This is a genomic window from Candidatus Infernicultor aquiphilus, assembly GCF_002784285.1.
GTDB lineage: Bacteria > Atribacterota > Phoenicimicrobiia > Phoenicimicrobiales > Phoenicimicrobiaceae > Infernicultor > Infernicultor aquiphilus.
In genome coordinates this window covers 479-26,513 of record NZ_PFKO01000285.1, presented here as the reverse complement: position 1 = coordinate 26,513, position 26,035 = coordinate 479, and the positions used below count along the sequence as shown (strand labels likewise).

The window sequence follows — 26,035 nt, the reverse complement described above, 5'->3', positions numbered from 1 at the left end:
CCCCTACATTTTAATTTATTTTTATTTTCTTACCATTTTATGGTTTTCATACCATAAATTATGGGTTATTAACCATAAGAGTGTTTGACATATATATTTTATAATTTGTATCAGTATTTTTATTTCGTAGGGGTCGGATTTATCCGACCCAAGTTATTTGGGTTTTTTTTAACGGGTTCGATAAATCGAACCCCTACAGGAATTGCAATGAATCATATCCTTTATGTAGGGTGAAGGTCATATTCTTTAATCTTTAGATAGAGGGTTTTATAATTTATCTTTAATAATTTAGCTGCTTTAGTCTTATTCCAATAAGTTCTTTTTAAAACTTCTAAAATAATTCTTCTTTCCGTATCTCGAGAAAGTTGGCTAATATTTTTTTTAAGGGAGAAGTCATTAGGGAAATTACTCTGGTCTTTTTCCGATAGGAGGGTAGGCATCAGGTCTGCCCCTATTTTGTTCTCTTTGATATAAAAAGGTAAATGCTCTGGTAGAATAATATCTTCAGCCATAATAATTGCCTGCTGAATAATATTTTGAAGTTCCCGAACATTACCTGGCCAGAAATAATTTATCAGCAACTTCATACTTTCTTCCGAGATATGCTTAATATTCTTTCCAAATATCGGGTTAAACTGATTTAGAAAATGCAAAGCTAATAAGGGTATGTCTTCTTTCCGCTCCTTTAAAGTAGGAAGGAAGATAGAAAAAACATTTATACGATAATATAAGTCTTCTCTAAAAGTTCCTCTTTTTATATCCTCTTCTAAATTGGTATTACTGGCAATGATCATCCGCACGTCAATTTTAATCGGATACTTTTCTCCGATGCGGTTTATCTCCCCTTCCTGAAGTGCTCTTAATAACTTAGCTTGAATATTAAATGATAAATTACCAATCTCATCTAAAAAAAGTGTCCCGCTTTGCGCTAATTCAAATTTACCTATTTTTTTCGCTATTGCCCCGGTGAAGGCTCCCTTAGTATGACCAAATAATTCACTCTCTATCAAAGTCTCTGGCAAGCTGGCGCAATCAACGGCTATAAATGGTCTATCTCTTCTGGGACTATATTGATGAATAGTCTTCGCAATTAATTCTTTCCCTGAACCGCTATCTCCTCTAATCAACACAGTAGCATTGGTGGGAGCAACCTTTTCAATCTTATATAGCACTTCTTTTATTTTATCGCTTTTTCCAATAATATTCTTAAAATTAAATTTGTCTCTCAGTTGATGCCTTAAGGAAATTACTTCTTGAGATAAATCATGAGCCTGAAGGGCTCTTTTAATGATTATCTTTAATTCTTCATAGTTAAAAGGCTTACTAATATAATCGTAAGCTCCAAGTTTCATCGCTTTTACTGCAGTTTCTACAGTCTGATAAGCAGTTAACATAATCACTGAGATATCCTTATCAATGGCTGTTATTCTCTCTAAAGTTTCAATCCCATCTATTCCGGTCATCTTTATATCCAAAAGGACTAAATCAGGCAAATTTTCTTTGACCTTTATCAAACCTTCCTTACCACTATGGGCAATAAAAACTTTGTATTCTTCCTCCTCTAACAATTCAAGCAGACTCTGGCATAAATCTACTTCATCATCAATTATTAAAATATTAGCCTTAGTCATTATATCCCATCCACCACCTACCCCCCCGATTTTTCTCTTTTCTCTTTTCCAGGGGTAAGAAAATAGTAAAAATTGTCCCCTTTCCTAACTTACTCTCTACCGAAATATCACCCTTATGTTCCTTTATGATATTCTGACAAATAGAGAGACCTAAACCAGTGCCCTCCTTATAAGTAGTAAAAAAGGGTTTAAATATTTTTTTGAGATTTCCTTCCGGAATACCTACCCCTGTATCTTCAAATTTTATTATTATTCCTTTTCGGGTAGAATCAAAACTGGTAGTAATATAAAGTTCTCCACCATCTTTCATCGCCCGTATGGCATTAGAAATTAAGTTTAAAAAAACCTGTTCCAGGCAATCTGAATCAAACCAGCCCTGGGGCAATTTTGAATCATATTTTTTAATGATCTTTATATTCTCTGGAAGAAAATGCTTTAAAATCGGCTCTAATCTTTCTAATATTTCATTGATATTGTGATAGTCAAAATTAGAGCGAGGGGGATGAGAAAAATTTAACAAGCCATAGACAATCTTATCTACGCGATTTATATTTCTTTGAATTGCTTTTAATTTTTCTATTGGGTAATTATCAGCATATTTGCTCTCTAAATGTTGAACAATTAGGCTTATGGTAGCTAAAGGATTCCTAATCTCATGGGCTACACCGGTCACCAATTCTCCGATTAGAGATAATTTTTCCGATTGAATAAGCTGGTATTGAACTTTTCTTAATTCTTTGATTTTTTTCATTACTTTTTTCTCTAAGTTTTCATTTAACTCCATAAGGTTTTGTTGTAATTTTCTTCTTTCAGTAATATCCCTACCGCTTAGACAAATAATAGTCTCTCCTTCTTTAGTAGTGAATACCACACCTGAGAAGTTACCAATTAAAAGCTCTCTTCCTGGCCTATTTACATTTATTTCCATATTCTGTACCCTTTTTTCCTTTATTATTTTATCTCTTAATTTTTTTATTATTTCTTCAGGTATGAATTCATAAATAAAACTACCAATTAATTCCTCCTTCTTTTTTCCAGTAATTTCTTCAAAAGCCTGATTCACTCTCCTAATTTTTCCTTCACCATCTAAGATTATTTGAAAATCTGGTGAGTAATCTAATAGATATTTAATATAATCCTGTTTTTCATATTCTAATTCTAAAGCTTTCTCTTTAGCTTTATTTTCTTTATTATCTAATTTTTCGGTGTCCAAAATTGCCTCACCTAAATTTTTATTTATATTATATCACTCACTAACTAAAATTAAAATCAAATCTTTAGATGGTTCCCGGTAAGTTTATTTTTCTTTACAATTAATTTGAAAGATGGTAAAATTCAAAAGTAATCTATTTTTCAATTTTGAAGGGAGTCATTAAATGAACAAAAAAAAGAATATTTCTAAATACCTACTCATTACTATTTTAGGTATATTTGTCTTTTTAAATTTTAATCCTATTTCAATTCTTGCTGAAGAAAAAACATCCCCTACTGAGACCAATACAGATACTGCTGAAACTATCCTACCTTCCGAAGAAAAAACTGAAACTACCCTGCCTTCCGAAACGATATTATCTTCTTTCAATGGACAGACCATTACTTTGGGTGAATTTAATCAATTATGGGATCAAATACCTGAAAATAATAAACTTCAGCTTACTAAAAGGAATGTACTTGACCAAATAATCTCAGAAAAATTATTAATTCAAGAGGCGAAAAACAGGGGTTTAGAACAAGATAAAGATGTATTAGAACAGATTAAAAACACAACTGAACAAATATTAGTCCAATCTTTAATAGAAAAAGAAATAATAGGAAAAGTAAAAGTAGATGATCAGGAAGCTTTAACTTACTATGAAGAAAATAAAGATAATTTTATAACCAAAGAACAGGTTTATTTATATAACATTTTAGTAGAGACTGAGGAAGTAGCTAAGGATATTTTGGAAAAATTAAAAGCAGGAGGAGATTTTATTGAAATTGCCAAAGAAAAATCTACTGGTCCGAGTGCAGCCCAAGGAGGAGATTTAGGATATATATCTAAAGGTGACCTAATTCCGGAAATTGAAAATGACGTCTTTGCTTTAGAAATTGGAAATATAAGCGATATTATAAAAAGTCAATATGGTTTTCATATTTTAAAGGTAACCGATAAAAAGCCAGAAGTACTTAAAACTTTTGAGGAAGTCAAAGAAGAGATAGTACAAACTTTACTTCCTACCAAACAGAAAGAGGCTTTTGATAACCTATTAGAAGAATTAAAATCTAAAGTAACTATTGAAATAAATGAAGAAGCATTAAAATAAGAATATAGCGTATAGAAAGTAGGGGTTTGATTCATCAAACCCGCCACAGAAAAATTATCAAAACAAATCGGGGCGGATAAATCCGCCCCGATTTGTTGGACATCTTTCATTGGGGGCACAATACATTGTCAAAGAAGATTGCGGGTTCGATAAATCGAACCCCTACATATTACTTATTACTGTTTTCTATACGCTAAACGCTACCCGCTCTACGCTATTTATTATACTTTCTCCAATGGTGCATAATTCATCGACAATTTTTTTAATCCAACTTTTTTAAAATCCACAGTTATAAAAATATCATTTTCAGTACCTATCTTATCTAGTACGGTACCTATCCCCCAATCTGCATGTCTTATTTTATCTCCCACATCTACTTCAATCTTTTCCTTTATTTTATTAAGTGAAGGAATTTCTTCTACCTCTTCAACACTTACTTTTTCTTGAAGATGTTTAGGGATCTCGTTTAAGAATCGAGAAACACTATTAAATAGAGTGTTGCCATTTAAATTTCTTCTCCAGGCATAAGTTAAATATAATTTCTCTTTAGCTCTGGTCATCCCTACATAACATAATCTTCTCTCTTCTTCTAATTCCTCTTCCTTATTTACGGAACGAGAATGGGGAAATATGCCCTCTTCAAAACCGGTAATAAAAACCACTGGAAATTCCAAACCCTTGGCACTATGCAAGGTCATAACCGTAACTACATCTTCTTCTCCTTTATAAAGGTCAATATCAGTGATCAAAGCTACATATTCTAAAAAAGCACTTAAAGATTTATCCACATTATTCTCTTCAAATTCTTGAACTGCCAGAATTAATTCTTTTATATTTTCGATTTTACTTTGAGCTTTAAATTCTCCTTCTTTTTCAAGTTCCTTATAATAATCGATTGCTTGAATTAATTTTATTAACAGTTCACTACCCTTAATTTTATTTTTCTTTTCAATAAATTCATCGATTAAAAAAGTGAATTTCTTTATTCCTTCTCTTCTGTCTGCAGAAATTTTTAGGACCTTTAAACCTTGTTTTAGAGCCTGGTTAAAATTTAAATCATTTTTTTTAGCTAAATCTTCTATTTTACTTAAAGTAATTTTACCTATACCTAATTTAGTATTATTAATAATTCTTAAAAAGCTTATCTCATCTTTTTGGTCATAAATAAAGCGAAGGTAAGCTAAAATATCTTTTACTTCTTTTCTTTCATAAAATCTTAAACCACCTATTACTTTAAAAGGGATCTTCTGTTTGTTAAAGACCTCTTCGAAGGCCCTCGACTGAGCATTAGTCCGATATAAAATGGCAAAATCTTTAAAATCTTTGCCCTCTTTATTATTTAATTGTATAATCTCTTGACTTACAAATACTGCCTCATCAAGGGCGCTGGCGGCCTCAAAACATTTTATCTTTTCCCCACCCTTTTTATCGGTCCAAAGTTCCTTTTCTTTTCGATTTCGGTTATGTTTTATGAGATTTGTTGCTCCCTCTAATATCACTTTGGTAGACCGATAATTTTGTTCTAATTTGATTACTTTACTATGAGGAAAATCTTCTTCAAATCTTAAAATATTACTTAAATCAGCTCCTCTAAATCTATAAATACTCTGATCAGGATCGCCTACTACAAATAAATTATGATATTTTCCCGAAAGTAATTTTATTAACTGATATTGAGCTAAATTTATATCCTGATATTCATCTACCAAGATATACCTAAATTTATTCTGATAATTTTCTAAAATCTCAGGTCTTTCTCTCAAGAGCTTCACCGTAAGTAAAATTAGGTCTCCAAAATCTAGAGCGTTGTTTTCGAATAATTCTTTTTGATATTGTTGGTAAATCTTTACTATAATTTTCTTAAAGTAGCTTACAGCATTATATTCAAATAGTTCTACATCTTCTAAATTATTCTTTGCCTTATCTATTATAGAAGAAATAACATTAGGGCTATATTTTTTACTATCTAAATTAAGAATATTAAGACACCTTCTAATTTGACTAAGTTGATCGGCTTTATCATAAATAACAAAATTTTTATCATAACCCAGTGTTTCTATCTCCTGTCGCAAAATTCGGGCACAGATAGCATGAAAAGTTCCCATCCACAAACCTTTTATCATTTTACTGCCAGAAATATCTTTACTTAAAAATTCAACCCTATCTTTCATCTCTTGGGCAGCTTTATTAGTAAAGGTCACCGCTAATATATTACCAGGGTTTACCTTATTTTGAAAAATTAAATAAGCAATTCTATGAGTCAAGACTTTTGTTTTTCCACTACCTGCCCCCGCAATAACTAAAACGGGAGATTCTTTTATTTCTACCGCTTCCTGCTGTTTTTTATTTAGATTATCCAATAACTTCATCTTTTTCTTCTACCACTCCTGCTTTCATAATGATTAAGATAAAATATTTAATTTCTTAAATTTTTCTTTTAAGGTTATCATATGGTTCCCGTTCCAAAAAATTTTCCCACAATTAAAACATCTTTTAAACCAATAACCTCGACCAAAAACGTCAAAAGGAATCTCTCTCTTCACTTCATCTTCCTGTATCTCTTGTAAGAAATTATTACATTTTGAACACCTAGTAAAAATATTTTCTTTTTTTAATTTTAATTTTAATTCTTTTATAGTTTGTTCTAATTGTCCATCAAGATCGTCTTCTTTAAGATAAAAAATCCAGGGCAATTTTCTTAAAAACTTTACCCTGGATAATAAAATCCTATTTTCTCTTTTAGCTAAATTAATAACTGGTATATAATCTTTATTTTGGGAATATAAGACATCAAAACCCAAAATCCTGAGCAAAATAGCTAATTTTTGCAACTTATAAACGACAAACTGATCTTCTTTCATAATTTATTTTAAAATATTTTCTATTCTATCCAACCCCTCTTTAACATCCTCCATAGAAGTAGCATAAGACAACCTCAAATATCCTTCTGCTTCAAAAGCACTTCCCGGAATTAAAGCAACTTCCGCTTCCTTTAAGATAAAATCAGCAAGGTCAAACGAATTAATAATTCTCTTACCATTATATTTAACACCTTTCTCTAATATTTTACTTACATTAGGAAAAGCATAAAAGGCTCCAGAAGGCTTAAGACAGGAAACTCCTTTTATCTGGTTTAGCTTTTCTACCATATATTTCCTTCTCTGGTCGAATTCTCTTCTCATCTCTTCGATAGTTTCTTGTCTTCCGTTTAAGGCTTCCACGCTAGCTTTTTGAGCTATAGAATTTGGATTAGAAGTGCTATGTCCCTGAATTTTACCCATTCCAGAAATAATATCTTCTGGCCCTGCTGCATAACCAATCCTCCAACCAGTCATAGCATATGATTTAGAAACACCATTTATAATAATAGTTTTAGCTTTTACTTCATTACTTAAAGAAGCAATAGTAAAATGTTCAGCTTCATCATAAATTAGCTTTTCATATATTTCATCACCTATACAATAAATATCATACTTTACCAGAAGCTGAGCTATCTTTTTTAGCTCTTCCATTTCATATACAGCACCAGTAGGATTATTAGGGCTATTTAAGATCAGCAATTTAGTCTTGGAAGATATTTTTTCTTCAACTTGAGTAGCAGATAATTTAAAAGCATCCTCCTGATAAGTATTAATAAATATGGGGACTGCTTGAGCGAATTTTATCTGCTCAGTATAACTAACCCAGTAAGGAGTCGGCAATAATACTTCATCTTCTGGATTGCAAACGGTCAATAGGGCATTAAATAAACATTGTTTTGCTCCATTAGAAATAATAATTTCTGCAGGCTTATATTCTACTTTATTATCTTTTTTTAATTTTCCTATTACTGCTTCTTTCAATTCAATTATTCCCGAATTATCCGTATAGTGAGTAAATCCTTGTTTAATTGCAGCTATAGCCTCTTCTTTGATATTTTTGGGAGTATCAAAGTCAGGCTCACCAGCAGCAAAACTGATCACCTTCTTTCCTTCCCGCTTCATCTTTAACGCCTGAGCGGTAATAGCCAAAGTCTGGGACGGATTTATACTCTTTACTCTATTCGAAATAGTCACCTTCTAACTTCCTCCTCTTGTTTATGGGGTCAAATCTTTATTCTTGACAAATAAAGTATTGTGGTCAAATTTTGCTATTTGTCAAGAATAAAGATTTGACCCCATTATATTTTCCTTATATTTTTTTTCTTAGATATAATCGAGCCAATCTAAATATTTTTGGTCTTTTCCTTTCACAATAGCAAAGTATTTTTCTTGAATTTTTTCAGTTACCGGACCACGTTTTCCTTCGCCAATCTGGTAGTTATCAATCTCTCTGATCGGTGTAACCTCAGCAGCTGTTCCAGTAAAAAAGACTTCATCAGAGATATAAAGTTCATCTCGACAGGCATATTTTTCTTGAACTTGGTAGCCCATATCCTGCGCAATCTTTATTACAGAATCGCGAGTAATTCCTTCTAATACTGTAGCGGTAGGAGTAGTATAAATAACTCCATTTCTAATCCAGAATATATTTTCTCCTGGGCCTTCAGCTACATAACCTCTGGTATCCAATAAAATTGCTTCATCTACTCCTGCTTCTAGGGCTTCCATATTAGCAAGTATAGAATTAATATAATTTCCACAGATTTTAGCCTTTTGAGAGGTTGAGTTAATATAACTTCGGGCATAACTCGAAATCTTAGTCTTAATCCCATTGACTATTGCTCCTTCGCCTAAATAAGCGCCCCATTCCCAAACAGCAATTGCGCAATTTACCGGGCATTTAAAAGGATTTATTCCTAATTCTTGAAAACCACGATAGATTAAAGGACGAATATAACAACTCATTAATTTGTTTACCTTTATGGTATCCTTAATAGCTTGTCTAATTTGCTCTTTAGTGTAGGGAATATTCATTTTTAATATTTTTGCTGAATTAAACAATCGATCAATATGTTCTTTTAATCTAAAAACTGCAGTACCTTTTTCAGTTTTATAGGCCCTTATTCCTTCAAATACTCCACTTCCATAATGTAGGGCATGAGCACAAACATGAACCTGAGCCTTATCCCAATTGACCATCTTTCCATCCATCCAAATTTTTTCTGCTTTCATTTTTACTTACCTCCTCATTAAGACTAACTTTAGGATAATTTTAACATATTTTTCTAAAAATTACATTTATATTTTTTGGGGTCAGGTCTCAACATTTGACATAGTTTTACTTTATTATTTTTAATAGATATGTCAAATGTTGAGACCTGACCCCACTTTGGCCTGACGCCACTTTTTATTATCATTAAGAATAATTTTAGCGGTTCTTTCTACTTTTTCAGGCAAACCAGTAGTATAATAATTTTCCTCACCTTTTCCTCTTTCTTTTAAAATTCCTTTTTGGCTAAGAATTTTTTTTAGCTCTAATGTGGTATTAACTGCTGGATCAATCAATATTACTTCTTGACCTATAATCTCAGAAATTACTTTTTTTAAAAAAGAATAATGGGTGCAACCTAATATTAAAGTATCAATTCGTGCTTTTTTTAGGGGTTTTAGATATTCTCGGGCAACCTGGTAGGTTTCAGGGGCAGTAAATTTACCAGTTTCTACCAGGGGTACAAATTCGGGACAAAAATTGGAAAAAACTTCTATTTCAGGAGCAATTCTTTTAATCTCTTGGGGATAAGCTTGATTTTTAGTGGTAAATTCGGTAGCAATAATCCCTATTCTTTTATTTGAGGTTCTCTTTACCGCATCCTCTACCGCTGGTTGGATTACTCCAATGATAGGAATAGAAAAATGTTCTTTTGCTGGTATAAGACTAGCAGCAGTAGCTGTATTACAGGCAATAACACAAGCCTTAATATTTTTCTTTAAAAGAAAGTAAATTATTTGTAAAGTATATTTAATAAGTTCTGATTGGTTTTTTTCACCATAGGGTTGACGTTGGTTGTCGGCAAAATATTCAATATTTTCTTGAGGGAGCAATCTCTTTACTTCTTTTACAACTGATAAGCCTCCTAAGCCTGAATCTAAAAAACCAATCGGTTGTTCTTTCATTTTAAACCTTATTTCTTTATTATATAAAATTATATTTTTAATACATATAGGGGGATAAGTTTGGCAATTATCTTAGCCAAGTCTAACTCTAAGGTTCGTAGAACTACCATTCTTCCTCTGTAATCATAGGGTATTTCCCTTAAATCTTTAATTACTTTCTTACCCCGATCATTGATTAAATCCATCAGGAAATATCTCTGTCCGTTATTTTCAATTACTTTTAACACACTTAATATATCAGGAAAATGATAACCTCCGCCGTGGGGAACTACATTGGCATTTCTGAGTCTCTTGGTTAAATCCAGTTTTTTGGCTCTTTTTTCAAAACCTAAATTCTCAATCTGTTCTTTAGTAAAAGATGGTTTACCATAGACCAGATATGCCGGTAAGTCTCCTCGTAAAGCAATGGGTAGAATCTGGTTATCTTTTATAAGGTGACAACCTAAGAGCATAGTATTTATATCTGCTAATCCTTGGTGGGTTTCATTGGAGATTATTTTAAAATCTCCAAACAATCTTTTAGCAAATTCAATTCTCCTCCTTTTAGAAAAATCATCAACAAATTTATATTTTTCGTAATAGTCCGAAGCTTCTTTACCAGTTAAAAACCTAATTTTACCAAAAGGGGTGTCTATTTTTTTCGCAATATTCTCTAATCTTTTACTCCGATAATAGTATAAGCCATAACCTTTCGGATTATCATCTCTTAATTCATCACCAGCCCCATGAATAATAAATATATAGGGGAGAAAATTTTCCATCCCCATTATATCTCTCACTTTAAATACATCTATAAAGTGATTGCCCCTACCAAAATCCCAGACTACCTTTATGCCATTAACTTTTATATCAGAGGACTTTACAGAAATTGTAGACACTTTATCAATTAAAGTTTCTATCTGGGGAAGTTCTTCTAATCCACCAACTAACATCCCACAGGCATTAGGTAAGAGATCTAAGATCATTAATTCTAAAGTCCCATTTCCCCATTCAATCTTTCCTCCATAACCAAAGCCATTGTTCCATCTTTCTGCATTTCGGGTGATAGTAGCATCAGGGGTTGATATAAAAGTTGCATCTGCTTTTAAGCCAAGTTTTTCTTGAAGAAAATGAATCTTAGCTATTCCGTAAACCCATATTAGCAGCACATAATTTCATACCATTATCATTAACTCCAGTCATAAAGAGATGATCTTTAGCTCTACTAAGATATTCTTCTCTATCCATTTCTACTCCTTTCTAAATATCTTTTAGATTCCTAGTCGCTATTTAGCTGGAGGTAAAATTGCTTCCAGCATTTTTAGGTAAGATATACCCTTTATTTTTGCTAACTTTGCAAGATAACCTTCTCAACGACAACCTGAATTCGGATTTATTTTAAAAGGATAGTAATAAAATTTTTGGATATTTAAATATAATAAAATGGTAATTTTAATTAGAATTCTTATAATTTTGAGCAAAGTTTGGAAGATCAAAGGCTGCTCTATGTATATCTTTATTATAATATTTTAAATTCTGAAGTTTTAAAGCCCTTTGTTCATCAAAATCATTTAAGGGATGGTATTTCTTGGAACAGAAAGCAAAACCGATCATTCCACTAGGATAGGTGGGTACTAAAGTATAATAATATTCTGAAATGGGATATATTTTTTTTATGAAAGAGAATAATGATTTAATTATTTTTTGATGGTAGAAAAACGATTCTGCTTGGGTAACTACAATTCCATCATCTTTTAAAGCTCGATACATTGCTTCATAAAACTCTCTTTTGAATAAAACTTCTGCAGAACCTACGGGATCAGAAGAATCAACTATAATTAGGTCATATTCATTTTTTTGGGCTTTTATAAATTTATTTCCATCTTCACAATGTATTTTTACTTTAGAATTATTAAAACTGCCAGCTAATTTTGGAAAATATTTTTTACAAATTTCTATTACTTTTCTATCAATTTCGCAGACTTCTACTTCTCTAACACTATCATGTTTTAAAATCTCTCTCACTGTTCCTCCATCCCCTCCCCCAATTACCAGAACTTTTTGTGCTTTTGAATGAACACATAAAGGAACATGGGCAATCATTTCATGATAACAGAATTCATCAGCCTCAGTGAGCATAATTACCCCGTCGATAAGTAAAACCTTACCAAAAGCTTCACTATCTACCACTTCAATTTCTTGAAATTCTGATTTAACCTTTTCTAGATATTTTTTAATCTTTATCTTTAAAGTTCTGCCTTTTTCTATTTCATATTTTTCTTCTATCCAGAGGTCTTTATGATTCAAATATTTTAGCCCCTTAAAATATAATGCATTTTAACTTCTTTTGACTTAAAAAAATTCTTGGTAAATTCTACTACTACCGAAGGATCATAATATTTACAACTAAATATATCTAGGTAAGCGTTATTAGTAATATTTGCAAAATGCCCTGAAATTAAAGAAGTTTCAATCAACTGCACCATAGAAAACCCAGCAACTCTCTCGTCTTCACCAAAATGAACAACTTGAGTATCCCCAAATTGTTTCATTTCAATTAATTCACAAAGTTCTTTAACATATCTTTTTATTGCTTCTGCATCTCTTATGATTTGAGGATCACAATTATAAAGATCTACGCTAGTTAACAAACCCCAGGCTTTAGTAGCATAAAATTCTTTCTTAAAATTTTTCATTTTTACTCACCTCTGGTTTATGTAAAAGTTTTACTGGAAAATCTAAAATCCCTCTCTTCACTTCAATCATAGAAATATTGCCTACTTCTAACTCCCTTTTAAGGTATTCTAAGGCTAAGTCACTTTTAATCTCATCGCCACAGGTAAAAATATCTAAAGCACAATAACCATATTCTGGCCAGGTATGGATGGAGAAATGAGATTCTGAAATCACTACCACTCCACTCACTCCATGGGGAGAAAATTTATGGAAGTTTGAATTTAAGGTAGTTGCTCCTGAAATTCTTACTGACTCTAATAATAGTTCCTCCATTTTTGACACATTGTTTATTGTCTTGGTATTACAATTATACAGCTCTACCAATAAATGATTTCCTAAGTAGTTCATCCCTCTATTTCGCGATATATACCCACATATCGCCCCCCTTTCTTTAATAAATTAGCCACCTATACCATCTACTACTTTCTTGATATTTGGTAGCTTCAAGATATTCAAGGGGAATTCTTCCCCTTGAAAACCCCTTAATTCACCCTCACCTCAATATTTATTACACCCTTGAATATCTTGTCTTTAATATTCTTCATAATAAATCATCTTCCTTATTTAAGGTATAGGAATTATTGAAATTCCTATACCTTAAAATACCACTAAAATACAAATGATAATATATCAAAATAGTTTGAATTTATCAATACTTTTTAGTATTTTTTTTAAATATTTTTTCTAAAAGAAGGAAAGGATAGATAAATTTTTTTCTAACCGACCATCTAGTATCCAGGATCATCTATTATTTAGACTAAGATTGGCCAAATACCCTGGTAAAGATTAGATCTATATTACGCAGGTAAGTCTGATAATCAAAACATTCTTCTATCTCCGATTTGGTTAAATATTGGCCTACTTCTGCGTTTTCTAATAAGAGAGCTTTAAAATCAGCTTGGCCCTGCCAAACCTGCATAGAAATATTCTGCACTATCTTATAAGCCTCCTCTCGAGAAAGGCCTCTTTTAGTCAGTTCTAACATTATCTTTTGAGAAAATATTAAACCTTTAGTTTTTTCTAAATTTTGTTTCATATGTTCAGGATAAATATTTAAATTAGTAATAAGATTAGTAAACTTCTGTAACATATAATCTATTAGCATATTACTATCTGGGATAATAATACGCTCAGCTGAGGAGTGAGATATGTCTCTTTCATTCCATAGATTTACATTTTCCATGGCGGTAATGGCATTAGCTCTCACTACTCGGGAAAGCCCACAAACTCTCTCACAAATTATGGGATTTCTCTTGTGAGGCATAGCCGAAGAACCCTTCTGTCCTATGGCAAATTTTTCTTCTACTTCATAAATTTCCGTTCTCTGCAAACTCCTTATTTCAGTGGCAATTTTTTCTAAAGAACTAGCAACTAAAGCCAAAGTAGTCATATAATAAGCATGTCTATCTCTTTGGATAATCTGATTAGAAATTTTTGCTGGTTTTAGGCTAAGTTCTTTACAGACATATTCCTCTACGTAGGGATCAAGGTGAGCAAAGGTCCCTACTGCCCCCGATATCTTGCCATAACTTATTTCTTCTTTGGCTCTCTTTATCCTTTCTAAATTTCTCTGCATCTCTGAAAACCATAAAGCAAATTTAAAGCCCAAAGTTATTGGCTCAGCATGAACGCCATGAGTCCTTCCCACCATCAAGGTATATTTATGCTCCAGGGCTTTTTCTTTTAATACTCTGATCAATCTTTCAATGTCTTCAATGATTATTTCTGCAGATTGTTTTAATTCTAAAGCCAAGGAAGTATCCAAAATATCAGAAGAGGTTAACCCTTGATGAAAATAACGAGAATATTTTCCTAAATTTTCTCCCACTGCAGTAGTAAAAGCTAATACATCATGCTGAGTTATTTTTTCAATTTCCTGAATGCGGGTTAAAGAATAGTGAGCATTTTTTTTGATATTTTCGATAGCATCTTTATTTATCTTCTTCAATTGAAATAGAGCTTCACAGGCTAAAAGCTCTATCTCTAACCAAATCTTATATTTATTCTCCTCTTGCCAGATATTTTTCATAGCCGGAAGAGCATATCGGTCAATCATTATGGTCACCTCTTTATTAATTCTCCAATTGACCAATTTACCAATTGACCAATTGAAATAGTTAGTTGGTTAATACAAGACACAAGTTTATAGTCATCATTATACAGCTAAAAACCATAACTTAAAATTCAAAACTTTTTTGTATAAACTATTGCTTTTAATGTAGGGGAGTTTTGCGGGCTTGATAAATCAAGCCCCTACACTAAATCTGATCAACCATTCTGATAGGCTTCCTATCTACCAGTCAATTTAACCTTTATTTTTTATTTAAATATTTTTTCTCGAATAATAGTCTGACTTCTCTTTGGTCCGACAGATACAATAACAATTTTGGCCTTGGTTAATTCTTCTATACGGTTAATATAAACCTTTAACTGGGGAGGAAGGTCTTCATAATTAGTTACCTGAGAAATATCTTTCTTCCATCCTTTCATTTCTTCGTATACTGGAATACATTTCTGTAAAGTCTCTAAACTAGCTGGAAATTCTTTGATCAATTTTCCATCATATTTATAAGAAGTACATATCTTAATTTTATCTAAATCGCTCAGAACATCTATCTTAGTTAAAGCTAGGCGGTCCATTCCATTTATTCTAACTGCATAGTTTACTACTACTGCATCAAACCAACCACACCTTCGAGGTCTTCCCGTAGTTGCTCCAAACTCTCTACCTTTTTGGCGTATATATTCTTCCATTTCCCCTTGCATTTCAGTGGGCAAAGGTCCTCTTCCTACTCGGGTAGTATAGGCTTTAGTTATTCCTATAACTTTGTCTATCTTAGTAGGACCTACCCCTGTTCCCACACAAGCACCACCAGCAATTGGATGAGAGGAAGTCACATAAGGAAAAGTACCATGATCAACATCTAAGAGAGTTCCTTGAGCACCTTCAAATAATATTTTTTTATCTTCCTTGATAGCTTGATTCAAATATAAGGACACATCCATTAAATATTTTTTCAGTAATTGACCATATTCTTGATATTTTTTTATAAGGTTAATCTTTTCTTGATTAGACATCTTAAGTCCATATAATTTATTAAAGATTTCTTTCTTTTCTTTCCAATTAATCTCTAATTTTTTTGATAAGGACTTTTCATCAATTAGATCTACCATTCTTATCCCGGTACGAGCAATCTTATCTAGATAAGCTGGACCAATACCTCTTTTAGTCGTACCTAACTTATCTTTTCCTCTTTTTTTTTCCTTTAACTTATCTAAGGTTTTATGGTAAGGCAAGACAATGTGGGTTTTAGGATCTAGGAATAATCTACCGTCAATTTCTACACCTTCTTTTCTTAAATTTTCCATTTCCTGTAATAAAGATTCTGGATCTACTACTACTCCGCTACCGATAAGGCATTTCTTCCCGGGGTGTAAGATGCCAGAAGGTATGAGGTGAAAGATAAATTGCTTATCTCCTATTACTACGGTATGACCAGCATTGCAGCCACCTTGATATCTCACGATAATGTCTGCTTCCTCGGAAAGTAAATCAGTTATTTTTCCTTTTCCTTCATCTCCCCATTGAGATCCAACTATCACTAATGTTGACATAAAAATATTACCTGCTCCTTCGATATTTTAGTAGGGGTCGAATTTATTCGACCCGTTTTTTTACGGGTTTGATGCCTGCCTGTGCGTGTACCTGTCTGCCGACAGGCAGGCGCACGCAGACAGGAATCAAACCCCTACCTATTACTTATTACGGACAGACACAAGGTCTGCCCCTACATATTTCTTCTGTCTTCCTAACTATACGCTACCCGCTATACACTATCAGTGCGTATGCAATACGCCCCTACTTTTTTCTCTTTTACTAGTATATGCTGCATACTATATATTAACTTGGTTCCTGTATTCTATTTTCTTCTTTACTAACGACTATTCACTAACGACTAGCGACTATTTTTACTCCCATTCAATCGTTGCTGGTGGTTTTGAACTAATATCATAAACCACCCGGTTAATACCTTTAACTTCATTAATAATTCTATTAGATATCTCTCCTAATATCTTATATGGTATTTTAACCCAATCAGCAGTCATACCATCACTACTGCTTACAATCCTTAAGGTAAGGGCAAAATCATAGGTTCGACTATCTCCCATTACTCCCACTGTCTTGATGGGAAGTAAGATGCCAAAAGATTGCCATACCTTTTTATAGAGACCGTTCTTTTTTATTTCTTGTTTAATTATTTCGTCTGCTTCTCTTAAAATATCTAATTTTTCCTTCTCTACCGGACCAATTATCCTGATAGATAAGCCCGGACCAGGGAAAGGTTGTCTCCAGATTACCTCTTGGGGGAATTTCAACTTTTTAGCGATTTTTCTCACTTCATCTTTAAATAGATATTTTAAAGGTTCCAAAATTTTAAGGTTCATCTCTTCAGGTAGTCCACCTACATTATGATGGGATTTAATTTTAGAAGAAGGCCCTTTTAAAGAAATACTTTCTATCACATCAGGATAAAGAGTGCCCTGTAATAAATATTTTATTTTACCTATTCTTTCAGCATTCTCCTCAAACACTCGAATAAATTCTTCTCCGATAATCTTTCTCTTTACTTCCGGGGCACTTACACCTCTTAATTTATCTAAAAACCGGTTAGAGGCATCGATATAGTTTAAATCAATTTTAAAATTCTCTTTAAATATCTTCTGAACTTCTTCTGCTTCCCCTTTCCTCAATAGACCATTATTAATGAAGATACAGTGTAGCTGATTACCAATAGCCTGGTGGGTTAATACTGCTGCTACTAAAGAATCTATCCCTCCACTTACTCCAGCAATGACTTTCCAGTCTCCTACTTTTTCTTTAATCTCACTTAAAGATTGTCGAATAAAAGATTCAAGATTCCAGCTGGGATTACACCGACATATATGATAGAGAAAATTTTTAAATATCTTTTTTCCTAAAGGGGTATGGGTAACTTCAGGGTGAAATTGAACACCATAAATTTTCTTACTTTTATTTACCATAGCTACGGCTTTGGTATTTTCACTATGTGCAATAATCTTAAAATTTAAAGGAAGATCTTTCACTAAATCCTGATGGCTCATCCAACAGGTAGTATTGGTAGGAAGTCCGTAAAAAATATCTTCCTGATTATCCAAAATAATATTAATTCTACCATATTCTGCCTGAGATGTTTTTGCTACTTTTCCTCCTAAAACTTGAGCAATTAACTGAGCACCATAACAGATTCCTAATATAGGTAGGTCTAATTCAAATATTTTTTCATTACATCTTGGTGCTTGTTTTTCATACACACTGGCTGGCCCCCCGGAGAGGATAATTCCTTTCGGTGGATTTTCCAATAGTTTATTTAATTCAACATAATAAGGAAATATTTCTGAATAGACTTTTGCCTCCCTTACTCGTCGGGAAATTAACTGGGTATATTGCGAACCAAAATCTAAAATGGCAATCCATTCTTTCTTTTTTTCTGTTTTCAAATAAATTCCTCCAGCTTATACTTTTCAATTTTGGTCATTAATTTCTAAAAATATTAATAATTATTTATCCTAAATTTATTCACGGTAATTAATTATAACATATCTTTAATTGCTAACCATAATAATTTAAAATTTTAATTTTAAATTATTAAATGGTTGTCCCCCAAAAAGTAAACAAAATGGTTGGGAAATAACCATTAAATAATTTTTATATTTTTTTAAAAAAAAGAAGGATTTTTATATATCAATGTAGTAGAGTATAATTATAATTAAATCTAGTAATCTGTATGAAGGTAAGGGGAGAGGTCTTTTCTTCTTCAGAAAAGGAGCCGAAGGGGCAAGGTGTATAATACATTTAAACTCTCAGGCAAAGGGACCCTTGTTGGACAGAACTCTGGAAAGTTTTTTAATAAACACCGAAGGGGTAATTTTCCATCGGTCAGCGGTGGAAAAAATCTCTCAGGTAAAAAGACAGAGTAGAAAATAAAAAATAAAATAATAAAAAACTAAGGAGGTACCCAAATGAAATCAGATTTACAGATTGCTCAAGAAGCTATACTGAAACCGATCACTGAAATCGCTGAATCTATTGGAATTAAAGAAGAGGAAATAGATCTTTACGGTAAATATAAAGCCAAGGTCTCTCCGGATATTCTAAAGAGACTACCAGACCGTCCTCAAGCAAAATACATCGTAGTAACTGCCATCACTCCTACTCCTTTAGGAGAAGGCAAGACAGTAACCTCTATCGGCTTAGGCCAGGGTCTGGCTAAGATAGGCAAAAAAGTAATCAATACCCTGCGCGAACCCTCGATGGGACCGGTCTTCGGAATAAAGGGTGGAGCAGCGGGTGGAGGATATGCGCAAGTCGTTCCCATGGAAGACTTAAATCTTCACTTTACTGGAGATATCCATGCCGTAGGAGTAGCCAATAACCTACTCTGTGCTATGCTGGATACCCACCTACAAAAGGGTAACCAATTAGGGATAGATATCCATAATATCAATATCAACCGGGTAGTAGATATCTCTGACCGAGCCCTACGTCAAATCATTATCGGTTTAGGAGGAAAGGCCAACGGTATCCCCCGCGAGACTGGCTATGATATTACCGTTGCTTCTGAGGTTATGGCTATCCTTTCTTTAGCTACTGATATCTTTGATCTGAGAGCAAGATTAGGTCGAATGACGGTAGCCTATACTACCGATGGTAAACCAGTAACTGCTGAAGACCTAAAAGCTGCTGGGGCTATGACTGTTCTTTTAAAAGATGCCTTAAAGCCCAATCTCATTCAGACCTTGGAACACGGTCCCTGTCTGATGCACTGTGGACCTTTTGCCAATATCGCCCATGGCAATAACTCCGTTTTGGCTGATCTAATCGCCTGTAAATTAGCTGACTATGTAGTAACCGAATCCGGTTTTGGGGCGGATATGGGCTTTGAGAAGATGTGCAATATAAAATGTAGAACCAGTGGACTAAAAGTAGATGCTGCGGTAGTAGTATGTTCCATCCGTGCCTTAAAGATGCACGGTGGAGCTATCAAGGTAGTGGCTGGTAAACCCTTGGACCAGGAAACTTTGGCTAAAGAAGATTTAGAAGCAGTGGCTAAAGGTAGTGAAAATTTAGAAAAACAGGTAGAAAATGTTCTTTTACACGGAGTTCCTGCCGTAGTAGTTATTAACCGATTTACTACTGACACCCCCGCTGAGATTGAACTGGTTAAAGAAAAAGCCCTGGCTGCCGGGGCAACTGCTGCGGTTACCCATGAAGTCTGGGCCAAAGGGGGAGCAGGTGGAATCGAATTAGCCCAGGCAGTAGTAGAGGCTACTAAGAAATCTAATCATTTTCACTTTCTTTATCCCTTAGATATACCTATTAAAGAGAAGATCGAGGCTATAGCCACCAAGATCTATGGCGCCGAGGGAGTTGATTATGCCCCTTTAGCTGAAAAGAAAATTAAACTTTTTACTGAGTTAGGTTTTGATCAATTGCCTATCTGTATGGCTAAGACCCATCTTTCTTTATCTCATGAGCCATCAGTTAAGGGTAGACCTCGTAATTTCCGCATACCTATTCGAGATGTGAGGGCTTCAGTCGGAGCAGGTTTTCTCTATCCTCTTCTGGGGACTATGATGACTATGCCCGGTTTACCTTCTGTACCTGCGGCTATGAAAGTAGATATCGATAAAGAAGGAAAGACAGTGGGATTGTTTTAATCAGTCGGGAGTAGGGGCGTATTGCAATACGCCCACAGATACCAGAAGGCAAAACAGGACGGGTCGGATAAATTCGACCCCTACACCTAATACTAATGGTGTAAACGGCTATCGACTAAAAACTATCTCAAGGAGATGATGTTTGGAACTAATTATCAATCATTTGTCCTTCCTGCCTGTCTGCCACACAGGCAGGCGAAAGCAGGAATCCAGAGAAAAAGACTGGATTCCGCATCAAGTGCGGAATGACAGAAATACAGTAACCCTGTAGCAAGACTACAGGGAATTATCAAGTTAAAAATTTTAAGTATAAAATAAAAACAATAAAATAAATGGAGGAAAAACAAAAATGACCAATAAAGTAATTAAAAATTTGTATTATACTAAAAGTGACGAATGGTTAAAGGTAGAAGATGATATGGGAACAGTAGGAATTACTGATTATGCTCAAGATCAACTGGGTGATATTGTTTACCTGGAAAAAATAAAAAAAGGAAAAAAATTAAAACAAGGTGAAGCGCTTACTACTATTGAATCAGTAAAAGCTGTATCTGATGTAAATACTCCGGTAAGCGGTGAAGTAATCGAAGTAAACGAAAAAGTTATGGAAGATACTTCTATCATTAATAAAGAACCTTATGGCGAGGGTTGGATTGCTAAAATTAATATTGATAATAAGGACGAATTAAAAAAACTTATGAATAACCAGGAATATTCAGAATATAGAAAAGAATAGAGAGGTGAAATAATATGAGATATATCCCCAATACTGAGGAACAAAAAAAGGAGATGTTGAAAGAGATTGGTGTTTCATCTTTTGATGACTTAATTAAAGAAGGTGTTCCTCAAAGTATTCGATTAAAAGGAAAACTAAATATCCCAGAAGCGAGATCTGAAACCGAATTAGAAGAAAAAATTTATAATATTGCTCAAAAAAATTCTAACTTTTACTTAATGAAACCCCTAATAGGCGCAGGTGCTTATCGACATTATATTCCGGAAGCAGAAAAATTCCTTTTACAAAGAGAAGAATTTTGGACTTGCTATACTCCCTACCAGCCTGAATTAAGTCAAGGCACCTTGCAATCAATTTTTGAATATCAAAGCTACATTTCCCGACTTATTAAAATGGAGGCAGTAATACCTTCTATCTATGATGGAGCTTCAGCAACTGCCGAAGCGGCATTAATGTCTTTAAGATTAACTCACAAAAATAAAATTATGGTTTCCAATTTAGTTCATCCTCATTACCGAGAGACAGTTAAAACCTATTTAGCCCCTCATGAACCAGAAATTATTGAGTTACCCTATAAAAATGGTTTGGTGGATCTAGAAAAATTAAAGATTTTAATTAATGAAGATGTCGCTTCGGTAATTATTCAAAACCCAAATTTCTTTGGTGGAATAGAAAAATTAGCGGAAATTTCCGAAATAGTACATTCTAAAGACGCCCTATTAATCATGGTAATCGCAGAAAGTATATCCTTAGGTGTTTTGAAAGCTCCCGGAGACATAGGAGCTGATATCGTAACTGGAAATGCCCAATCCTTTGGAATGGATTTAAATTATGGTGGTCCCTATAATGCTTATTTGGCAACCAAAAAAGAATATATCCGGCAACTTCCGGGAAGAATTATCGGAGAAACGACCGATGTAGATGGTAAGCGAGTTTTTGTGATGACTTTGCGGGCTCGAGAGCAAGATATAAGGAGAGAAAGAGCAACTTCTAATATCTGCACCAACCATAATTTAAATGTAATAGCAGCAGATATCTTCCTTTCTCTAATAGGTACCAAAGGTCTTTATCAAATTTCTCTTCTGAACACTAAATCTGCTCACTACTTAGAAAATTTACTATTAAAATCAAAGAAATTTGAAAAAATATTCGATTATCCTTTTTACAATGAGTTTTTACTGAAGAGTAAAGAAGATATAGCTACTATAAATAAAAAATTGTTAGAAAACAACTTTGTTCCCCCTCTTAAAATTTGTGAATTTTATAAAGAGGAAAATTTAAAGAATGTTTTACTCTTTGCGGTAACCGAAGTATTAAGCCGGGATAATCTAAATAAAGTTGCAAAAATTCTTTCGGAATAAGGAGAAATAAATATGAAATTAATATTTGAAAAGAGTATAAAAGATAGAGATGGTTATTCTCTACCTGGTGATCTATTTAAGGAAATAAAGATTGAAGATTGTCTACCTGAATACGCTATCAGTAAAAAGAAAAAATTACTTAGTGAAGTATCTGAAGTAGATGTTGTACGGCACTTCACCAAACTTTCTAAGTTAAATTATGGCCTCGACGATGGCTTTTATCCTTTAGGGTCATGCACTATGAAATATAATCCCAAAATTAATGAGAAATTAGCCTCGCTTAATAATTTTACCTATGCCCACCCCTTAGCTCCCGAAGAGACGGTACAGGGTTCCCTGGAGATTATCTATGATTTAAATAAACTACTCTGTGAGATAACCGCTATGGATGAATATACTATGGCCCCTGCCGCTGGAGCACATGGAGAATTAACCGGGAATCTCATTATGCGAAAGTATTTTGTCGATCGAGGAGATAAAAGACACAAGATGTTAATCCCCGATTCTGCTCATGGTACTAATCCTGCTTCCGCTGCCATGGCTGATTTTCAGGTGGTAGAAGTAAAATCAAATGAAAGAGGGACAGTTGATCTTACCGAATTGGCAAGGCTAATGGATAAAGATACGGTAGGATTAATGTTAACTAATCCTAATACAGTAGGTTTATATGATGAAGGAATAAAAAATATTGAAAAAATCGTCCACCATAAAGGTGGGTTACTCTATTATGATGGGGCTAATCTTAATGCTTCATTGGGCATTATTAGACCTGGAGATGCCGGTTTTGATGTAGTCCATCTTAATCTTCATAAAACCTTCTCTACTCCCCATGGAGGTGGAGGACCAGGGGCAGGAGTTATCGGAGTAAAGAAAGATCTTATTCCCTATCTTCCTACACCTATTGTTGCTTTTGATTCTACCCATAAAAAATATTATCTATTGGATTTGGGGAGTAAGAGTATTGGTATGGTAAGGGCATTCTGGTCTAATTTCCCAGTGCTGATTAAAACTTATGTCTGGATTCTTAGCATGGGACCAGATGGCCTTTATAATGCCTCAGAAACAAGTATAATAAACGCTAATTATGTACTGGCTAAATTGAAAAAATATTATAAACCAGCTTATGACCGTTACTGTGGTCACGAATGTACAGTTACTGGAAAAGAGTATAAAAAATATGGGGTAAAGACCTTAGATATTGCTAAAAGATTAATGGACTATGGTATGCATCCACCTACCATTTATTTTCCTCATTTTGAACCCTATGCCGAAGAAACTATAATGGTAGAACCACCGGAATCAGAAAGTAAAGAAATGCTGGATAAATTTATTGAGATTATGATAAAAATATCTAATGAAGCTAAGACCAATCCTGAATTATTAACCACTGCTCCCCACAATACCCCTATAAGAAGAACTAATGATCTAGTAGCTGCTAAAAGACCGATCTTAACTTATGACGATGAATTAAAACTTAAAGATGAATTAAAGTATAAAGATAAAAATATTGATTTTTAATCAGGAGGCACAAAAATGCAAGAAAAAGACCTATTAGTAACTCCTCTACACGAGGAGCACTTAAAATTAAAAGCCAGGATGATCCCTTTTGATGGTTTTGATATGCCAGTTCAGTATAGCAGTATTCTTGAGGAACATTTTGCGGTAAGAGAAAGAGTAGGTATTTTTGATGTATCCCATATGGGAGAAATTGAATTAAAAGGAAAAGATGCTCTATCTTTTACTGATTATTTAGTGACCAATTCAATAATGAAGATGAAGGATGGAGACATAAAATATTCCCCTCTATGTTATCCCCATGGTGGTCAAGTAGATGATCTCTTTGTATATAAAGTAAGGGATGATTTTGTTCTTTTAGTTGTAAATGCTTCACCTGATTTTTCCATTAAAGATTATGCTTGGATTACAAAGAACAAAGGTGGTTTTAAGGTAGAAGTATTCAATAAAAGTAAAGAATATGGCGAAGTATCAGTGCAAGGTCCTGATGCACTAAAACTATTAGAACCTTTAGTAAAAGTGGAAATCCCTCTAAAAGAGCTGAAGCGCTTTAAATTTATATGGGGAGAAATATTTGGAAAGAAGATCCTTATTTCCCGAACTGGCTATACCGGAGAAGATGGCTTTGAAATTTATACTTTTAAAGCTCTCGATATCGTAGACCTCTGGAAAGGTATTCTTAAAAAAGGTGAAAAATTCAATATAAAACCATGTGGATTAGGAGCAAGAGATACTACCCGATTTGAGGTTTGTTACTGGCTTTATGGTAATGACATTGATGAAACTGTAAATCCGTTAGAGAGTGGACAAGGTTGGACTGTAAATTTTAACAAAGGAAATTTTATAGGGAAAGGTGCTTTACTTAAAAAAAAAGAAAAGGGAATAAAGAGAAAATTAGTGGGACTCTATGTTCCTCAAGGTGGCATCCCCAGAAGTAAAATGGAGATAAGGAAGAACCATAAGAAGATTGGATATATTACTTCTGGAAATTATTGTCCTTCTCTTAAAAAGGTATATGCTCTGGCTATAATAGACCTTCCCTATACTGAGAAAGGTAGCAAAGTAGATATAGTCATCAGAAATAAAGAAGTAGAAGCAGAAGTGGTAGATATTCCTTTTGTGATGCCATTTAATAAAAGATAGAAAAATTAGTTAATTCACCAATTAGCTAATTGGCCAATTTACCAATTAAATAAAAATTAAAAGTATATAAAGCTATTAATTTATCCAATAAACTAAATATTAAAAAAACTTAAAAAGAAGGAGGTGATTAATATAAACAATTGAATTAAAACTTATTTTACTTTAAAGGAGGTGAAATATTTTTAGTTTAATCTTAATTTTTAAATAATATATACTTAATTTTTTTCAAGAGTAAGCAAATTTAATTTCTAAATCATTGGTATATAAATTATGAATAAAATTTAAGGAGGTTTCTTATGACTGCTATAATGAATTTTTTAAATGTTATTGATAATTTTGTTTGGGGACCACCTATGATGATATTATTGGTAGGTACCGGAATATTTCTAACCATTAAGGTAGGTTTCCCTCAATTTTTTCATCTGGGTTATGCCTGGAAAATAACCTTTAAAGGTGCTTTTAAAAAAGATAAAGACCAAAGAGGGGAAGGAGAAATTACTCCTTTCCAGGCTCTTGCTTCCACTCTGGCTGCTACCGTAGGCAATGGAAATATCGCCGGGGTAGCCACTGCAGTAGCTGCTGGTGGTCCAGGTGCCTTGGTCTGGATGTGGATTACTGCCTTTTTCGGAATGGCTACCAGAATGGGCGAAGCTACCCTGGGTGTGAAATACAGAATAAAAGATAAAGATAGTGCCTATGCAGCTGGTTCGATGTATTTTATCGAAAAAGGTTTAGGACAAAAATGGTTGGGTTGGCTCTTTGCCCTCTTTGGAGCAATTTGCGCCTTTGGTATTGGAGATGCAGTTCAAACTAACTCTATGGCTTTAGTGGGTAATAGTGTTTTTAAAATACCAGT

20 protein-coding genes, 1 pseudogene and 1 riboswitch are annotated in these 26,035 nt (G+C 33.5%); of the genes and pseudogenes, 7 read left to right on the top strand and 14 right to left on the bottom strand.

The genetic code is table 11. The annotated features are described in order from the left end of the window. Positions 1-221: 221 nt before the first annotated feature. Both COZ07_RS07895 and COZ07_RS07890 read right to left on the bottom strand, forming a co-directional pair. Positions 222-1,631: a sigma-54 dependent transcriptional regulator gene (locus COZ07_RS07895; RefSeq protein ID WP_406608023.1), complete on the bottom strand. Its 1,410-nt coding sequence runs from the start codon at positions 1,629-1,631 to the stop codon at positions 222-224. Beyond that, the gene (locus tag COZ07_RS07890; RefSeq protein ID WP_406608022.1) at positions 1,624-2,844 is read right to left on the bottom strand and encodes a nitrogen regulation protein NR(II); all 1,221 of its coding nucleotides are present in this window, start codon (positions 2,842-2,844) and stop codon (positions 1,624-1,626) included. Before COZ07_RS07890 ends, COZ07_RS07895 begins: the two co-directional genes overlap by 8 nt. A 163-nt stretch (positions 2,845-3,007) precedes the next feature. Here COZ07_RS07890 and COZ07_RS07885 point away from each other — a divergent pair, with 163 nt between their 5' ends. Beyond that, positions 3,008-3,934: a peptidyl-prolyl cis-trans isomerase gene (locus COZ07_RS07885; RefSeq protein ID WP_406608021.1), complete on the top strand. Its 927-nt coding sequence runs from the start codon at positions 3,008-3,010 to the stop codon at positions 3,932-3,934. Between the two features lie 221 nt (positions 3,935-4,155). On the opposite strand, the gene COZ07_RS07880 is transcribed toward COZ07_RS07885, so the two are convergent. The 12 genes and pseudogenes from COZ07_RS07880 to guaA all read right to left on the bottom strand — a co-directional run bounded on the left by COZ07_RS07880 (position 4,156) and on the right by guaA (position 18,204). Further along, positions 4,156-6,303: a UvrD-helicase domain-containing protein gene (locus COZ07_RS07880; protein ID WP_406608020.1), complete on the bottom strand. Its 2,148-nt coding sequence runs from the start codon at positions 6,301-6,303 to the stop codon at positions 4,156-4,158. Positions 6,304-6,336: 33 nt separating this feature from the next. Further along, positions 6,337-6,795 (bottom strand): Mut7-C RNAse domain-containing protein, encoded by a 459-nt coding sequence (locus tag COZ07_RS07875; protein ID WP_406608019.1) that lies wholly within the window; start codon positions 6,793-6,795, stop codon positions 6,337-6,339. 3 nt (positions 6,796-6,798) lie between these two features. Next, positions 6,799-7,989, bottom strand: coding sequence for a pyridoxal phosphate-dependent aminotransferase (locus COZ07_RS07870; RefSeq protein ID WP_406608018.1), 1,191 nt, complete (start codon positions 7,987-7,989; stop codon positions 6,799-6,801). A gap of 129 nt (positions 7,990-8,118) precedes the next feature. Then, a complete protein-coding gene (locus COZ07_RS07865) occupies positions 8,119-9,027 on the bottom strand; it encodes a branched-chain amino acid aminotransferase (RefSeq protein ID WP_406608017.1) in 909 nt (302 codons plus the stop codon). Positions 9,028-9,159: 132 nt separating this feature from the next. Next, the gene (murI, locus tag COZ07_RS07860) at positions 9,160-9,969 is read right to left on the bottom strand and encodes a glutamate racemase (RefSeq protein WP_406608016.1); all 810 of its coding nucleotides are present in this window, start codon (positions 9,967-9,969) and stop codon (positions 9,160-9,162) included. A gap of 29 nt (positions 9,970-9,998) precedes the next feature. After that, complete coding sequence (locus COZ07_RS07855; protein ID WP_406608015.1) at positions 9,999-11,117, bottom strand: hypothetical protein; 1,119 nt, start codon at positions 11,115-11,117, stop codon at positions 9,999-10,001. Positions 11,118-11,400: 283 nt separating this feature from the next. Beyond that, positions 11,401-12,255 carry a spermidine synthase gene (gene speE / locus COZ07_RS07850; RefSeq protein WP_406608014.1) on the bottom strand — a complete coding sequence of 285 codons (855 nt, stop codon included), beginning with the start codon at positions 12,253-12,255 and terminating at the stop codon, positions 11,401-11,403. A gap of 5 nt (positions 12,256-12,260) precedes the next feature. Next, a pseudogene (gene speD, locus COZ07_RS07845) lies at positions 12,261-12,608 on the bottom strand (S-adenosylmethionine decarboxylase); the annotation flags it as partial. Between the two features lie 22 nt (positions 12,609-12,630). Then, positions 12,631-13,032 (bottom strand): S-adenosylmethionine decarboxylase family protein, encoded by a 402-nt coding sequence (gene speD / locus COZ07_RS07840; protein WP_406608013.1) that lies wholly within the window; start codon positions 13,030-13,032, stop codon positions 12,631-12,633. A 409-nt stretch (positions 13,033-13,441) separates the two neighbouring features. Beyond that, complete coding sequence (gene purB / locus COZ07_RS07835; protein ID WP_406608024.1) at positions 13,442-14,740, bottom strand: adenylosuccinate lyase; 1,299 nt, start codon at positions 14,738-14,740, stop codon at positions 13,442-13,444. Positions 14,741-15,003: 263 nt separating this feature from the next. Beyond that, positions 15,004-16,299: an adenylosuccinate synthetase gene (locus COZ07_RS07830; protein ID WP_406608012.1), complete on the bottom strand. Its 1,296-nt coding sequence runs from the start codon at positions 16,297-16,299 to the stop codon at positions 15,004-15,006. A gap of 354 nt (positions 16,300-16,653) precedes the next feature. Next, positions 16,654-18,204: a glutamine-hydrolyzing GMP synthase gene (gene guaA / locus COZ07_RS07825; protein ID WP_406608011.1), complete on the bottom strand. Its 1,551-nt coding sequence runs from the start codon at positions 18,202-18,204 to the stop codon at positions 16,654-16,656. A 384-nt stretch (positions 18,205-18,588) separates the two neighbouring features. Continuing rightward, a riboswitch (glycine riboswitch) is annotated at positions 18,589-18,689 on the top strand. Positions 18,690-18,726: 37 nt separating this feature from the next. On the opposite strand from guaA, the gene COZ07_RS07820 reads away from it, so the two are divergent. The 6 genes from COZ07_RS07820 to COZ07_RS07795 all read left to right on the top strand — a co-directional run. Continuing rightward, entirely contained in the window at positions 18,727-20,424 is a 1,698-nt protein-coding gene (locus COZ07_RS07820; protein WP_406608010.1) for a formate--tetrahydrofolate ligase, read from the top strand. 349 nt (positions 20,425-20,773) lie between these two features. After that, positions 20,774-21,160, top strand: a complete 387-nt coding sequence (gcvH, locus tag COZ07_RS07815) for a glycine cleavage system protein H (protein WP_406608009.1) — start codon at positions 20,774-20,776, stop codon at positions 21,158-21,160. A 14-nt stretch (positions 21,161-21,174) separates the two neighbouring features. Beyond that, positions 21,175-22,521, top strand: a complete 1,347-nt coding sequence (gene gcvPA, locus COZ07_RS07810; protein ID WP_406608008.1) for a glycine dehydrogenase — start codon at positions 21,175-21,177, stop codon at positions 22,519-22,521. Between the two features lie 12 nt (positions 22,522-22,533). Then, positions 22,534-24,039 carry a glycine dehydrogenase subunit 2 gene (gcvPB, locus tag COZ07_RS07805; protein ID WP_406608007.1) on the top strand — a complete coding sequence of 502 codons (1,506 nt, stop codon included), beginning with the start codon at positions 22,534-22,536 and terminating at the stop codon, positions 24,037-24,039. Between the two features lie 15 nt (positions 24,040-24,054). Continuing rightward, positions 24,055-25,179, top strand: a complete 1,125-nt coding sequence (gcvT, locus tag COZ07_RS07800) for a glycine cleavage system aminomethyltransferase GcvT (protein ID WP_406608006.1) — start codon at positions 24,055-24,057, stop codon at positions 25,177-25,179. A 296-nt stretch (positions 25,180-25,475) separates the two neighbouring features. Then, a partial coding sequence (locus COZ07_RS07795; protein ID WP_406608005.1) for an alanine:cation symporter family protein occupies positions 25,476-26,035 on the top strand: 560 nt, incomplete at its 3' end.